The following is a 14,344-nucleotide window of genomic DNA, read 5'->3' as shown; positions in this document are numbered from 1 at the left end:
TAGTCATGATCGATTCAGATGACCATTCAGACGGCGGTCACACGACGGCGAGCGGCAGAGTTCCGGGCCGCACCGGCGCCGGCAGATCCGACTCCCCCATCAGGAACGCATCCACCGCGTGTGCTGCGCTGCGCCCCTCGGCGATGGCCCACACGATCAGCGAGGCGCCGCGGTGCGCATCGCCGCAGACGAACACCCCGGGCGCGTCGGTCTGCCAGTCCGAACCGCAGGACACGGTGCCGCGTTTGGTCAGCGACAACTCCAGCCCGTCCAGCAGCGCCATGTGCTCGACGCCGTCGAAACCGATCGCCAGCAGCGCCAGGTCGCACGGGATCTCCATCGGCTCGCCGACCGGGGTGATGACGCGGCATCCGGCGCCGTCGCGTTCCACCTTGACCTCGGCGATCTCCATGGCCCGCAGGTTGCCGGTGGTGCCGTCGGGTCCGTCGCCGATGAAGCGCTGAACGGCGACCTCGAACCGACGGGCGCCGCCCTCGGCGTGCGCGGGCGAGGTCCGCAGCACCAGCGGCCACGTCGGCCACGGGGACAGCGACTCGTCGCGCAGCTCCGGCGGTTCCGGGTTGTAATCCAGTTGGGTCACCGAGACGGCGCCCTGACGGTGCGCGGTGCCCAGGCAGTCCGCCCCGGTGTCGCCGCCACCGATGATCACCACATGCTTGCCCGCGGCGGACAGCTGCGAGGCGCCGTCGCCCTCGCATTCCTTGTTCGCGGGCACCAGATGCTCCATGGCCAGGTGCACGCCGTCCAGGTGACGGCCCGCCACCTCGTTGTCCCTGGCGCGCAACGCACCCACCGCGAGGACCACCGCGTCATACTGTTCGCGCAGCCGCTCGACACTGATGTCGACACCCACCTCGCAGTCGGTGACGAAACGCGTTCCCTCGGCCCGCATCTGGGTCAGGCGCTGGTTCAGCGTCGACTTCTCCAGCTTGTACTCCGGGATGCCGTAGCGCATCAGGCCGCCGATCCGGTCATCGCGTTCATAGACGGTGACGTGATGCCCGGCCCGGGTGAGTTGTTGTGCGGCAGCAAGTCCCGCAGGACCCGAGCCGACGACCGCAACGCTCTTGCCGGTGGCGATGGCCGCGGGCTGCGGTTCCACGGTGCCGTTGCGCCAGGCCTGGTCGACGATCGTCTGCTCGATGCGTTTGATGGTGACGCTGCCGCCGGTCTGCTCGTCGGCGATGGACAGCACGCAGGCGGCCTCGCACGGCGCGGGGCACAACCGGCCGGTGAATTCCGGGAAGTTGTTGGTGGCGTGCAACCGGTCGCTGGCCGCGTCCCACCGGCCGCGGCGCACCAGGTCATTCCACTCCGGGATCAGGTTGCCCAGTGGGCAGCCCGCGGTGCCGGAATGACAGAACGGGATACCGCAGTCCATACAGCGACGGGCCTGCTGGGACACCTCGGCGGCCCGCTTGTCCGGTTCCTGGGATTCGTAGACCTCGCGCCAGTCCCCGACACGTTCGTCGGCGGGGCGTTTGGCCGCTTCCCGCTTGGTGACCTTCAGGAATCCGGTGGGATCAGCCACGGCTGGCCTCCATGATCGCGGTGTCCACGTCGCGCCCTTCGGCTTTCGCCATCCGGGTGGCCTGCAGGACACGCTGGTAGTCGGTCGGCATGACCTTGGTGAACTGGGCGCTGCGCCGCGGCCAGTCCGACAGCAGCGATCGCGCCACGGTGCTGTCGGTGAACTGCGCGTGCCGGGCCACCACCTCGTGCAGCCAGGTCAGGTCCTCGGGTTCCAGGCGCTGCAGTTCGACCGTCTCGGTGTTGACCTTCGCCGGATCCAGGCCCAACACGAAGGCGATACCGCCGGACATTCCGGCGGACATGTTGCGACCGGTCTTGCCCAGCACCACCACCCGCCCCCCGGTCATGTATTCGCAGGCGTGGTCGCCCACCCCTTCGACCACCGCCAGCGCGCCGGAGTTGCGGGCGCAGAACCGTTCACCGGCCCGGCCACGCAAGAACACCTCACCGGAGGTGGCGCCGAACAGCAGCGTGTTGCCGGCGATGACATTGTCCTCGGGCAGGAACAGCACGTCGTCCGGCGGTCGGACGATCACCCGTCCGCCCGAAAGCCCCTTGCCCACATAGTCATTGGCATCACCGATGAGTTCGAGGGTGACCCCGGGCGGCAGGAACGCGCCGATGGACTGGCCGGCCGACCCGGTGAGGGTGATGTGGATGGTGTCGTCGGGCAGCCCGGTGGCGCCGTACCGGCGGGTCACCTCGGCGCCCAGAAGTGTGCCGACGGTGCGATTCACGTTGCGCACCGGCAGTTCCAGGCGTACCGGGTGGGCATCCTCCAGCGCACCCTCGGCCAGCTGGATCAAGGTTTGATCGAGCGCCTGGCCCAGGCCATGGTCCTGGTCGCGCAACCGCCGGCGCTGGGTCAGCTTGGCGCCGTGCGCATCGGTCGGCTGGGCGAAGATCGGGCTGAGGTCCAGGCCCTGACTCTTCCAGTGCGCGACACCATCGGCGGTGTCGAGCATCTCGACCCGGCCGATGGCCTCGTCGAGACTCCGGAAGCCCAGCTCGGCCAGGTAGGTCCGGATGTCCTCGGCGATGAACCGGAAGAAGTTCTCCACGAATTCCGGCTTGCCGTTGAACCGGGCCCGCAGTTCGGGATTCTGGGTGGCCACGCCCACCGGGCAGGTGTCCAGGTGGCAGACCCGCATCATGATGCAGCCCGCCACCACCAGCGGCGCGGTGGCAAAACCGTACTCCTCGGCCCCGAGCAGCGCCGCGACCATGACATCGCGGGCGGTGCGCATCCCGCCGTCGCACTGCACGGTGATGCGGTCACGTAAACCGTTGAGCACCAGCGTCTGCTGGGTGTCGGCCAGGCCGATCTCCCATGGCGCGCCGGCATGCTTGAGGCTGGTCAGCGGCGCCGCACCGGTACCGCCGTCGTACCCGGAGATCAGCACGACGTCGGCATGGGCCTTGGACACGCCCGCCGCGACGGTACCGACGCCCACCGAGCTGACCAGCTTGACGTGGATGCGCGCCTGGTCGTTGGCGTTCTTCAGATCATGGATGAGCTGCGCCAGATCCTCGATCGAGTAGATGTCGTGATGCGGCGGTGGCGATATCAACCCGACCCCGGGAGTGGAGTGCCGCGTCTTGGCCACATTGGGATACACCTTGTAGCCCGGGAGTTGGCCGCCCTCACCGGGTTTGGCGCCCTGGGCCATCTTGATCTGGATGTCGGTGGCGTTCACCAGGTAATCGCTTGTGACCCCGAACCGCCCGGAGGCCACCTGCTTGACCGCACTGCGCCGCTTGGGGTCGTACAGCCGGTCCACGTCCTCGCCGCCTTCGCCGCTGTTGGACCGACCGCCCAGATTGTTCATCGCGATCGCCATGGTCTCGTGCGCCTCGGCCGAGATGGACCCGTAGCTCATCGCACCGGTGTTGAACCGGGCCAGGATCGAGTCGACGGATTCGACGTCCTCGAGCGCCACCGGCGGGCGGACACCGGTCTTGAACTCGAACAGCCCACGCAGCGCGCCGCCCTCGCGATTGAGCCGGTTCACTTCGTCGGAATACTGGGTGAAGATGTCGCGCCGGCCGGTGCGAGTCGAATGCTGAAGCAGGAAAACCACTTCCGGGGTGAACAAATGCAATTCGCCCTCCCTGCGGTAGGCGTACTCGCCGCCGACCTCCAGGCGCCGGTGCACCCGCTCGGTCGGGTTCTCCGGGTAGGCCCGGCGGTGCCGCAGCTTGACCTCTTCGGCGAGCACGTCCAGCCCCACCCCGCCGAGCTGGCTTGGGGTGCCGGCGAAGTACTCGTCGATGACCTCGCGATCGATGCCGATGGCCTCGAAGGCCTGCGCACCGGTGTAGGACGCCACGGTCGAGATGCCCATCTTGCTCATCACCTTCATCACGCCCTTGCCGAGCGCCTTGAGGTAGTTGCGGACCGCGGTGGCCGGTTCGATGCCGGTGAGCTCACCCTCGCGGATCAGGTCCTCGATGGATTCGAAGGCCAGGTACGGGTTGACCGCTGCCGCACCGAAGCCGATCAGCATGGCGATGTGGTGCACCTCGCGGGCATCACCGCTTTCCACCACCAGCCCGACGCTGGTCCGCTTCTTGGTGCGGACCAGGTGATGATGCACCGCGGACACGGCCAGCAGGGACGGGATGGGCGCCTTGGTGTGATCGGAGTCGCGATCGGAGATCACCAGTGTGCGTGCGCCTTTGGCGATGGCGTCGCAGGCCCGGGCACGCAGGTCCTCCAGCGCCTCGGCCAGCCCCTCACCCCCGCGCTCCACGTCGTAGAGGGCGCGCAGCACCGCTGTGCGCAGGCCAGGCTGCTCACCGTCGTCGTTGATGTGCACGATCTTGTTGAGCTCGTCGTTGTCGAGCACCGGCCAGCTCAGCATGATCTGGCGGACCGAAGCCGCGCTGGGCTCCAGCAGGTTCTGTTCGGGGCCCATCACCCGGCCCATGGAGGTGACGACGGCTTCCCGAATCGCGTCCAACGGCGGATTGGTCACCTGCGCGAACAGTTCGACGAAGTAGTCGTAGAGCAACCGGGAGCGTTGGGAGAGCACCGCGGCCGGGGTGTCGGTGCCCATCGAGCCGAGCGGTTCGCCACCGGAGGCGGCCATCGGGGTGAGCAGGATGCGCAGCTCTTCCTCGGTGTATCCGAAGGACACCTGGCGACGCACCACGGATTCGTGATTCGGTTGCACCCGGGCACGATCGGGCAGCACCTTGAGATCGAGCAGGCCGGCATGCAGCCACTCTCCGTAGGCCTCGGCGGCGGCCAGCTGATCCTTGATCTCGTCGTCGGAGACGATGCGGCCGGCGGCCGTGTCGATCAGGAACATCTTGCCCGGCTCCAGGCGGCCCTTGGCGACGACCTCGCCGCTGGGGACGTCCAGCACGCCGCTCTCACTGGCCAGGATGATGCGGTCGTCGATGGTGCGCCACCAGCGTCCGGGACGTAACCCGTTGCGGTCCAGCACCGCACCGACGACGGTGCCATCGGTGAACGTGACGCAGGCCGGCCCGTCCCACGGCTCCATCAGCGAGGCGTGGAACTGCCAGAAGGCCCGGCGCTGCGGGCTCATGGTGGTGTTGTTCTCCCAGGCTTCCGGGATCATCATCAGCACGGCGTGCGGCAGGCTGCGACCACCGAGGTGCAACAGTTCCAGAACCTGATCGAAGGATGCCGAGTCCGAGGCGTCGCGCGGGCAGATCGGTGAAAGCCGGTTCAGGTCACCGGGTATGACGGCGCTGGCGAGTTTGGCCTCCCGCGCGTGCATGCGGTTGCGGTTGCCGCGGACGGTGTTGATCTCACCGTTGTGGGCCACGAAGCGGAACGGGTGCGCCAGCGGCCACGACGGGAAGGTGTTGGTGGAGAACCGGCTGTGCACGATCGCAATCGCGCTACGACAGCGCTCGTCGCGCAGATCCGGAAAGAACTGCGGCAGTTGCATCGTGGTGAGCATGCCCTTGTAGGCCATGGTCCGGCTGGACAGCGACGGGAAGTAGACGTTGCCGGCCTCAGCTCGTTTGCGCAGCGGGTAGACCCGCCGGTCCAGGTCCAGGCCGCCGGCACGCTCGGGCGCCGCCACGAACAACTGTGCCATGTAGGGCATGCAGCTGACCGCGGTGGAGCCGACTTCGGCCCCGGCAGGGTCGACCGGAACCTCGCGCCAGCCAAGCACTTCCAGCTCTTCTTCGGCGGCGAGCGCTTCGATGGTCGCGCGGGCCGCCGATCGCTCGACGGGATCCTGCGGCAGGAAGCAGATGCCGGCGGCGAAGGTGTTCTCGCCATTGCGGTTCGGCGCGGGCAGTGCGAAATCGACGACCTCGGTGAGCAGTTCGACCGGCAGCTGCAGCAGGATGCCCGCGCCGTCACCGCTGTTGGGTTCGGCCCCGGCGGCGCCGCGGTGCTCGAGATGTTCCAGCGCAGTGAGTCCGTCGGCGACGATGCCGTGCGAACGCCGACCGCGAATGTCGGCGATCATGGCGACGCCACAGGAATCGGACTCATTGTCGGGGTCGTAGAGACCCTGCGCTTCGGGAAGTGCCGAGAAGAGCAACTGACTACCTCCGCAGTCTTCGAGATGATGTCGAGGGACTGCGTCGGCCCGAAAAGTCAGTGTATCAGCGCAGACAGGTGTCTACCCAGCGAGAAACGTGGGGACCAGCGGGAACCCGGGCCAATTGCGCACCACCGTCCAGATGGCGGCCGCGACGATGACGGTCACCGTGGCGGCGGTGGGCATCAACCGCCGGCCACCCCGCCACCGCACCACCAGCCACGTGAGCAACAGTGGTAAACCCACGAGCAGGAAAATGTTGTCCACGGCCGCGGCGCCGACATTGCCGTTGAGCAGATCGTGGGTCATCCGCAGCCCACCGCAGGCCGGACAATCGAAGCCGGTCAGCATCTTGAACGGGCACCCCGGGAACAGGAATCCCGGTCGGTGCGGATCCGCCAGGCCGATATAGGCCAGGCTGCCCGCCAGCACGGCGCCGGCGCCGATGACGCCGGAGCGTGCGCTCTTAAGTTCCATCGCGTAGCGGGCGGCCTTGCGGGTCGCGGACCTTGTCGGTGAGCAGCAGGACGGCATCGATGATGCCCCAGATCACCGCGCCCAGACCGCAGGTGATCAGCCCGACCAGCAGCTGGGCGATACCCAGGCCGGTGTAGCCCAGGTAGATGCGGCCGATGCCGGCCAGCCCGAACAAGCCCAGCAGCTGCAGCAGGCCGGCAACCACCTTGGACTTGTCCGAATAGGGTTCACCGGTCAGCGGGTGCCGGCCGTACGGCGCCGTCGGGTCGTAGTAGGCGCCCGGGTAAGCCGGAGGCGGGTAGGGCGGCGGATAGCCTTGGCCCGGCGGCGGGGTCGGTGGCGGTGGCGGGAAACTGCCCGGGTCGACTCCGTAGGGCGGCTGATCGGTCATGAGTTCAGGATGCCAGAGTTTCGGGTCACATCGGCGCGGCCCGGCAGACAATCCCGGCGCTCGACACAGGTCGCCGGCGGATACCGCGAAATCTCCTCTGTCAAGAGTGGTTTCGGGATCTGTGGATGGTTTCTGCGGCTGTGGACAACGTCTGAAATTGTCGGTTGTTCGCACTAATGTTCGAGTCATGAAAGCCGTGATCGAACTGATCGCGCTGCTGGACAAACTGTCCACCGCCGCGTTCGACGATGCCTCCGTTGCCCAGTTGCTGGGGGTGCAGTCCGCACTGGAGCAGGTGTACCGGCGGATTCCGGCGGTGCAGCATCGGGTGATGGCGGCGGTGAAAGCGCAATCCAGCCCGGCCGGACTGGGGGCGCGCAGCTGGGTCGACGCGCTCGCGATCCGGCTACGCCTGTCGACAGAGGAGGCGGGGCGCCGGCTCAGGGAGGGCGAAGTGCTGGCGCCGCGGCGCACACTCACCGGACAACTCCTGCCACCGGTGTATCCGGCGACGTCGGCAGCCCAGGCCCGTGGCGAGATCACCGGTGAGCACGTCCGGATCATCACCCAGACGATGAAAAAGCTCCCCTTCTCGGTGGATGAACCGTCCCGCACTGATGCCGAACGCGAGTTGGCCGGCGTGGCCACCGGACACGATCCGGGCACCCTGCGCCGGTTGGCCAAGCATCTGCTTGAGGTTCTCGACCCGGACGGGTCCGAGCCCAACGACGAGGACACCGTGATGCGTCGGGAGATGCGTCGGAAGTTCGTGCTGGGACCCCAGGACGCCGACGGTATGAGTGACTTCCACGGCACCGTCACCCCGGAAGGTCGGGCCTACCTGGAACCGATCTTCGGCAAGCTGGCCGCACCGGGGATGTGCAATCCCGAGGATGCGACACCGTGTATGAAGGGCACGCCGCCGCAGGAGGCGATCGACCTCGACACCCGCACCCTGGGGCAACGCCAACACGACCCTCTGGTCACCATCGCCCGCGATGCGTTGACGTCCGGTGAGCTGGGTCAACGCAGCGGGTTGCCGGTCACCGTGATCCTGGGCGCCACCGCTGCAGAGTTCGAGGCCGGCACCGGAAAAGCCATCACCGCGGCCGGGTCGCGAGTGCCGATGCGCGACGCCATCCGGCTGGCGTCGCATTCACTGCTGCGCCTGGCGGTGTTCGACGATGTCTCCGGCCAACCCCTGTATTTCGGGCGCACCAAACGCTGTGCCACCGCCGATCAGCGGCTGGTACTCACCTACCGCGACCGGGGCTGCACCTACCCGGGCTGCCGCGTCCCGGCCTACGGCTGCCAGGTCCATCACGCCAAACGTGGCTTCGCCCAGGACGGGCAGACCAACATCGACGAACTCGTGCTGGCTTGTGGACCGCACAACCGCCTGGTCACAACCTCTACCACCACCCCGAACAGATCCCGGGTGGCGACTTGCCGGGCGGCTGACTCAGTGCTCTGCCGGCTTGACCGCCAGCACCGGTTTGCGGCATTCGAGCAGCAGTTGCTGAGACACGCTGCCCAGCAACAACTTTCCGACGGGATTACGGTGCCGGATACCGATCACCAGCAGTTCGGCGTCGGGACGGTCCATGGCGGACAGCAGTTCGTCGACAGGGTCGACGCCCACCGGTTGCGACACCTCGAACGGCACGCCGGAATCGGCGAGTCGCGATTCGAGGTCCTGAAGGTTGCTGGACTGCGCGAACTGCGGGTCGGCCAGTGCTTCGCCCTTGGTCGAGTTGATCACCAGTAGCCCGGTATTCCGCAGCTGCGCTTCCGCGATCGCGTGTTGCAATGCGGCGCTGCCGAACTGATCCGCGGTGTAACCGACGATAATCATTTTGTCTCCTCGCGCAAGCGCTCGTCGGTAATCATCTCGTCTCCTCGCGCAAGCGCTCGTCGATAATCATGACGACGAACCTTCCTTCATGGCCTTCTCCTGCTGATCCGCGTCGTCCTCGACGATCAACAGCGTCTCCTCACTGCGATGCATCAGTCGCAGCACCAACGGCGCGAGCAACAAGACGATCATCAGGACATAGGTGGCGATCGCGACGGGCTCGGTGAAAAGGCTCCCCCAGTCCCCGCCGCCCAGTTGCAGACTCTGGCGCAACTGGCGTTCGATCCGGGGTCCGAGAATGACGCCGATGATCAACGGCAGGACCGGAAGTCCGAACCGGCGCATCATCAGCCCGAGCAGACCGAACACCAGCAGCAGCGCCAGGTCGAGCGGCTGCACGTTCACCGCGAACGCGCCGAGGGTGGCGAAGAACAGGATGCCCGCGTACAGGTAGGGCCGCGGGGTACGCAGCAGTTTCGCCCATAGCGGAGCCAGCGGCAGATTCAGCACCAGAAGCAGGAAGTTACCGATGAACAGGCTGGCCACCAGCGTCCAGATCAGCAGCGGTTCCTTGTCGAACAGGGTCGGACCCGGCTGGATCCCATAGGACACGAACGCCGTCAGCATCACCGCGGCGGTCGCGTTGGTGGGCAGCCCCAAGGACAGCATCGGCACCAGAGTGCCTGCGGCCGAGGCGTTGTTGGCGGCCTCCGGCCCGGCGACACCTTCGATGGCGCCCTTGCCGAACTCCTCGGGATGCTTGGACAGCTTCTTCTCGGTGATGTAGCTCAGGAAGGTCGGCAGTTCGGCACCGCCGGCCGGCAGCGCACCGAACGGAAAGCCGTACGCCGTCCCGCGCAACCACGGTTTCCACGACCGCTTCCAGTCCGACTTGCTCATCCAGGGCCGGCCCACCGGGATGACATCGGCGGGCCGCCGGCGCAGATGCGCAGCCACCCACAGCGCCTCACCGAGGGCGAAGATCGCCACGGCGATCACCACGATGTCGATGCCGTCGGACAGCAGCGGCAGCCCGAAGGTGGCGCGGGGCTGGCCGGTCATGAAATCGATACCGACGATGCCGATCGCCAGCCCCAGGAACAGGGAGATGGCGCCGCGCAGCTTCGAGCTGCCCAGTACCGCCGTGACCGCCACCAACGCGAACAGCATGATCGCCAGATATGAAGGCGCACCGAGGGTTACCGCGAAACGGGACACCGCGGGCGCGAACAGCACCAAGAGCATGGTGCCGATGGTGCCCGCGACGAACGATCCGATGGCCGCGGTGGCCAGCGCCTGCGCGGCCCGGCCGGCCTTGGCCATCTTGTTGCCCTCGATGGCGGTGATCACCGAGGAGGATTCTCCGGGGGTGTTGAGCAGGATGGAGGTGGTCGATCCGCCGTACATGCCGCCGTAGAAGATGCCGGCGAACATGATGAACGCCGCGCTGGGACTGACGTTGTAGGTGATCGGCAGCAGCAGCGCGACCGTCATGGCGGGGCCGATCCCGGGCAGCACGCCCACGGCGGTGCCCAGCAGCACGCCGATCACGGCGTACAGCAGATTCATCGGGGTGGCCGCCTCGGCGAACCCCTGTAACAACCAGTTGAAGTTGTCCATCTACAGAATCCCATCCAGAATGCCTGCGGGCAGCGGGATTCCGAGCCCGGAGTAGAACGCGTAGAAGCTGCCGACCGACAGCACCCCGCCGATCACCAGATTGCGGATGTAATGCCTGCTGCCCAGCACGGTGGCCGCACCGGCGAACATCAGCCCGGCCGTGATCGCCCAGCCCAGCGGTTTGACCAGCACGATGGTGGCCACGAACAGCAGCACCAACAGCCCGACGGTGCGCCAGTCACTCGGCATATCGGGGTCGATGTCCTCCCCCGCGTCGGCCTCGCCGACCGATCCGCGCGGTATCGCGATCGCCAGGATGACCGCGAGTGCCACCAATACGACTCCGATGACCATCGGAAAGAACCTGGGCCCCACCGGATCGACCTGCGCGTAGCCACCGGGCAGCGTGAGCGCGTTGTAGATCAGGAATCCGCCCACCGCGACCAGCACCACGACCACCAGGTACTGGGCCTTGTCCACCCGGCGTGCCTGCGGCTCCGGGGCACTCACAGCAACCCCAGATCGGTCAGGGTCGAGGACACCCGCCGGTCCTGATCTTTGAGGAACTGCTCGAACTTCTCCCCGGTCAGGAACGCGTCACTCCAACCGTTGCGCACCAGGGCCTCCTTCCATGCGTCGGTGGCGTGCAGCTCTTCGAGCACCTTGACCAGTGCCTGCCGCGCCTCATCCGATATGCCCGGTGGCGCCAGCACGCCGCGCCAGTTGGTGAACGTCAGGTTGATCCCGGCTTCGGTGAGGGTGGGCGCATCGATCCCCTCGGCCCGTTTGTCGCCGGACACCGCCAGCACCCGGACCTGACCGGCCTCGATCTGATCCACGTACTCGCCGAGGCCCGAGGTGCCCACGGCCACCTTCTTGCCCAGCAATGCGGTCAGCAGATCGCCGCCGCCGTCATAGGTGATGAAGTTGACCTTGCGCGGGTCCACCCCGACGGCACGGGCGGTCTCCATCGGGAACAGATGATCGGGTCCGCCCGGCGACGATCCGCCTCCGATGGTCACCTTGGCCGGATCGGCCTTCCACGCGGCGACCATGTCCTGCACGGTCTTGAACGGGGAATCCGCCGGAACCAGAATGCCTTCCTGCTCCTCGACCATCTTGGCCAGCGCGGTGGCGTTCGACGCGCGCGCCGACGACCCGTTGGTGTACACCGCACCGACGACACCCAGCCCCATCATCATCATCAGGTCGCCGTTGCCTTTTTCGTTCATCAGGCGGGCCATTGCGACGGTGCCGCCGGCGCCGATGACGTTGAAAACCTCGACCCGCCCGGTGATGTCTTTGTCTTCCATGATCTTGACCGCGGTGCGGGCGGTGAGGTCGTACCCGCCGCCCGGGCTGTTGGGCACCATCATCCGCAGCCTGTGCAGGCCGTTGGCCTGCTCGCCGCGGGTCACCCCGCACGCGGTCAGCAGCAGTGCCACCACGAGCAGCACGGCCAGTCCGGTCCTGCGTTGCACAGTCATCCCCCATCGTCGGTGTGATGTTCGGCAATACTGGACCCGCACAGTGATGTGGGTCACCCATGAGTTCGCAAAGGAAGTTGTGGTCGTTAAGTTCACGGCGCTGACGGGGTCGTTGCGGGGCCGAAGCCTGGCCGGGCAGTTCCTGCTGTTCCAGCTGGTGGTGGTCGCGGTGGTGCTGATCGCGGTGGCGGCGGTGTCGGTGGCCCAGTCCACCCGCGAATTCCGCGATGTCCGCGGCCAGCGGATGATCGCCGTCGCCGAGAACGTGGCGTCCACCCCGATCGTCCGGGACCGCCTGACCGACCCGTTCGCCGCGCGCGTCCTGGCCCCCGAGGTGGACCGCGGGGTGGCGCTGTCCGGGGCGGGACTGGCCGAGATCCTGGCCCCCGACGGCCTGGTGCGGGTGTCTTCGGACCCCGACCGGGTGGGGTCGCGGGTCGACCTGACCGCCAGCCGTGCCGACGAGGGCCGGGCCTGGTTCGGTGACGGCGACATCGACGGGGTGCGCAGCCTGGTCGGTCAGGTCCCGATCCTGGCCGCCACCGGAGCCGTGCTGGGCATCGTCTCGGTCAGCGAGCGCTACCCCACGGTGTGGGAGTTGCTGAGCGGGGCCGGTGAACGGCTGCTGCTGTATCTGGGCCTGGGAGCGCTGCTGGGACTGGCCGCGTCGTGGCTGCTGTCGCGACGGATCAAGCGCCACACCGGTGGCTTGGAGATCACCGAGATCGCGGGGCTTGCCGATCATCGGGAAGCGTTGCTGCACAGCATCCGGGAGGGTGTGGTGGCCGTCAATCCCGACGGTGTGGTCACCGTGCTGAACGACAGCGCCCAGGAATTGCTCGGCGTGGACGCCGGCGCGGTCGGCCGCCGCGTCGACGAGCTCGGTCTGGAACGCGCCGTGGTGGACTTCCTGATGTCGGGTGAGGAGGGCCGCGACGTCATCATCGCCACCGGCCGGCACGTTCTCGCGCTGAACCGGCGCGCTGCCCGCAGTCAGGGACAGCACATCGGTACCGTCACCACCATGCGCGACAGCACCGAACTGGCTGCGCTGCAAGCCCAGTTGTCCTCGCACCGCAGCGTCACGGACACGCTGCGTGCGCAGACCCACGAATTCGCCAACCAGCTGCACACCATTTCCGGGTTGGTGCAACTCGGCGAGTACGACGCCGTGCACGACCTGGTTGGCAGCTTGACCCGGCGCCGGGCCGAGATCAATGACGCTGTCACGCAACGGGTTTCTGATCCCGCGGTGGCAGCGCTGTTGATCGCCAAGACGTCGTTGGCCGCCGAGAACGGTGTCACGCTGACCCTGGATCCGGACAGCCGGTTGCGGCCGCTGCCCGCGGCGCTGGCCACCGATGTAATCACCCTGCTGGGCAACCTGATCGACAACGCGGTGGACGCCTCGGTCGGTGCCCCGCGGGCGCAGGTGAACGTCGCCGTGCACGACACCGACGGCCTGACCATCGCCGTCACCGATTCCGGCCCCGGGGTGCCGCCGCATCTGCGCGAGTCGTTGTTCGCCCGCGGGGTGACTTCCAAACCCGTTGGTGCAGGCGGACTTGAAAAACAGCGAGGTATCGGACTGGCCCTGGTCCGGCTCGTCACCACCCAGCACGGCGGCCATGTCGAGATCACCGACGGCCCCGATGGCGGCGCGTCCTTCGTGGTGCGGCTGGCCCGTGCGTGACGTACTGATCGTCGACGACGATTTCATGGTGGCCGAGATCCATCGGCGCTTCGTCGAACGGCTGGACGGGTTCCGCGCGGTCGGGGTGGCGCGCACGGGCGCCGAGGCCTTGGCGGCGGCCGAACAACTGCGGCCCGATCTGATCCTGCTGGACGTCTACCTGCCCGATATGTCCGGGCTGGTGGTGCTGCACCGGCTGCGGGCCGCCGGTGACCGGGTCGGCGTCATCATGATCACGGCGGCAAGGGAACTGGACACCGTCCGCGGCGCCCTCGACGGTGGCGCGGCGGACTACCTGATCAAACCGTTCGAGTTCGACCAGCTGCGCACCAAACTGGCCGCGTTTGCGACCCGCGCCGACGCGCTGGCCGCCGACGGCGGTGCGGACCAGTCCATGATCGATGCGCTGTTCAGCGGCACCGCCTCGGCGACAAGCATGCCGGTGCTGCCCAAGGGGCTGGGCGCCGAAACCGGCCAGCTGGTGCTCGACGCCGTCCGCACCGCCGACGAGGTGTCCGCGGCCGAATGCGCCGACCTGGTCGGCATCTCCCGGGTCAGCGCCCGCCGCTACCTGGAGCACTACCTGAGCTCGGGGCTGCTGGAACTGCGTCTGCAGTACGGCGCCGGCCGCCCGGAGCGGCGTTACCGGATTGCCCAGTAGCGTGCCCGTGCTGCGGCGGTGCCTGGCGGTGGTGCTGGCGCTGATGGTCGTCGGTTGCGCGGCCCCGCCGC

At 67.6% G+C, this 14,344-nt stretch carries 10 protein-coding genes and 1 pseudogene; 3 read left to right on the top strand and 8 right to left on the bottom strand.

Annotated elements, in window-relative coordinates; translation table 11 throughout:
- Nucleotides 1-37 precede the first annotated feature (37 nt).
- The 4 genes from ACXPWS_RS12725 to ACXPWS_RS12710 all read right to left on the bottom strand — a co-directional run bounded on the left by ACXPWS_RS12725 (nucleotide 38) and on the right by ACXPWS_RS12710 (nucleotide 6,957).
- Complete coding sequence (locus tag ACXPWS_RS12725; protein ID WP_458712766.1) at nucleotides 38-1,552, bottom strand: glutamate synthase subunit beta; 1,515 nt, start codon at nucleotides 1,550-1,552, stop codon at nucleotides 38-40.
- On the bottom strand, nucleotides 1,545-6,089 hold the full coding sequence (gltB, locus tag ACXPWS_RS12720; protein WP_458712765.1) for a glutamate synthase large subunit: 4,545 nt from the start codon (nucleotides 6,087-6,089) through the stop codon (nucleotides 1,545-1,547). The genes ACXPWS_RS12725 and gltB overlap by 8 nt, the downstream gene beginning before the upstream one ends.
- An 81-nt stretch (nucleotides 6,090-6,170) precedes the next feature.
- Entirely contained in the window at nucleotides 6,171-6,566 is a 396-nt protein-coding gene (locus ACXPWS_RS12715) for a DUF2752 domain-containing protein (RefSeq protein ID WP_458712764.1), read from the bottom strand.
- Nucleotides 6,556-6,957 (bottom strand): NINE protein, encoded by a 402-nt coding sequence (locus ACXPWS_RS12710; RefSeq protein ID WP_458712763.1) that lies wholly within the window; start codon nucleotides 6,955-6,957, stop codon nucleotides 6,556-6,558. Before ACXPWS_RS12710 ends, ACXPWS_RS12715 begins: the two co-directional genes overlap by 11 nt.
- Between ACXPWS_RS12710 and ACXPWS_RS12705 the strand changes: the two are divergent.
- Nucleotides 6,956-8,164, top strand: a pseudogene (locus ACXPWS_RS12705) (DUF222 domain-containing protein); the annotation flags it as partial. The gene ACXPWS_RS12710 and the pseudogene ACXPWS_RS12705 overlap by 2 nt on opposite strands.
- Before the next feature lie 255 nt (nucleotides 8,165-8,419).
- Here ACXPWS_RS12705 and ACXPWS_RS12700 read toward each other — a convergent pair.
- The 4 genes from ACXPWS_RS12700 to ACXPWS_RS12685 all read right to left on the bottom strand — a co-directional run bounded on the left by ACXPWS_RS12700 (nucleotide 8,420) and on the right by ACXPWS_RS12685 (nucleotide 11,919).
- On the bottom strand, nucleotides 8,420-8,812 hold the full coding sequence (locus ACXPWS_RS12700; RefSeq protein ID WP_458712762.1) for a universal stress protein: 393 nt from the start codon (nucleotides 8,810-8,812) through the stop codon (nucleotides 8,420-8,422).
- Nucleotides 8,813-8,878: 66 nt separating this feature from the next.
- Nucleotides 8,879-10,432, bottom strand: coding sequence for a tripartite tricarboxylate transporter permease (locus tag ACXPWS_RS12695; RefSeq protein ID WP_458712761.1), 1,554 nt, complete (start codon nucleotides 10,430-10,432; stop codon nucleotides 8,879-8,881).
- The gene (locus tag ACXPWS_RS12690; RefSeq protein ID WP_458712760.1) at nucleotides 10,433-10,942 is read right to left on the bottom strand and encodes a tripartite tricarboxylate transporter TctB family protein; all 510 of its coding nucleotides are present in this window, start codon (nucleotides 10,940-10,942) and stop codon (nucleotides 10,433-10,435) included. It lies immediately after the preceding gene.
- Nucleotides 10,939-11,919, bottom strand: coding sequence for a Bug family tripartite tricarboxylate transporter substrate binding protein (locus ACXPWS_RS12685; protein WP_458712759.1), 981 nt, complete (start codon nucleotides 11,917-11,919; stop codon nucleotides 10,939-10,941). Before ACXPWS_RS12685 ends, ACXPWS_RS12690 begins: the two co-directional genes overlap by 4 nt.
- A 46-nt stretch (nucleotides 11,920-11,965) precedes the next feature.
- Here ACXPWS_RS12685 and ACXPWS_RS12680 point away from each other — a divergent pair, with 46 nt between their 5' ends.
- Nucleotides 11,966-13,612 carry a sensor histidine kinase gene (locus ACXPWS_RS12680; RefSeq protein ID WP_458712758.1) on the top strand — a complete coding sequence of 549 codons (1,647 nt, stop codon included), beginning with the start codon at nucleotides 11,966-11,968 and terminating at the stop codon, nucleotides 13,610-13,612.
- On the top strand, nucleotides 13,605-14,273 hold the full coding sequence (locus ACXPWS_RS12675) for a response regulator (RefSeq protein ID WP_458712757.1): 669 nt from the start codon (nucleotides 13,605-13,607) through the stop codon (nucleotides 14,271-14,273). The genes ACXPWS_RS12680 and ACXPWS_RS12675 overlap by 8 nt, the downstream gene beginning before the upstream one ends.
- Nucleotides 14,274-14,344 lie beyond the last annotated feature (71 nt).

It is taken from the genome of Mycobacterium sp. BMJ-28, assembly GCF_054404835.1.
Note: the sequence above shows the minus strand (reverse complement) of the source record. Positions and strands in the feature narration are given on the sequence as shown.

Bases quoted from the DNA above. Each gene is read 5' to 3' on its own strand.
- ACXPWS_RS12715 (WP_458712764.1), bottom strand. From the start codon at position 6,566: ATGGAACTTAAGAGCGCACGCTCCGGCGTCATCGGCGCCGGCGCCGTG.
- ACXPWS_RS12710 (WP_458712763.1), bottom strand. From the start codon at position 6,957: ATGACCGATCAGCCGCCCTACGGAGTCGACCCGGGCAGTTTCCCGCCA.
- ACXPWS_RS12700 (WP_458712762.1), bottom strand. From the start codon at position 8,812: ATGATTATCGTCGGTTACACCGCGGATCAGTTCGGCAGCGCCGCATTG.
- ACXPWS_RS12695 (WP_458712761.1), bottom strand. From the start codon at position 10,432: ATGGACAACTTCAACTGGTTGTTACAGGGGTTCGCCGAGGCGGCCACC.
- ACXPWS_RS12685 (WP_458712759.1), bottom strand. From the start codon at position 11,919: ATGACTGTGCAACGCAGGACCGGACTGGCCGTGCTGCTCGTGGTGGCA.
- ACXPWS_RS12680 (WP_458712758.1), top strand. From the start codon at position 11,966: ATGTGGGTCACCCATGAGTTCGCAAAGGAAGTTGTGGTCGTTAAGTTC.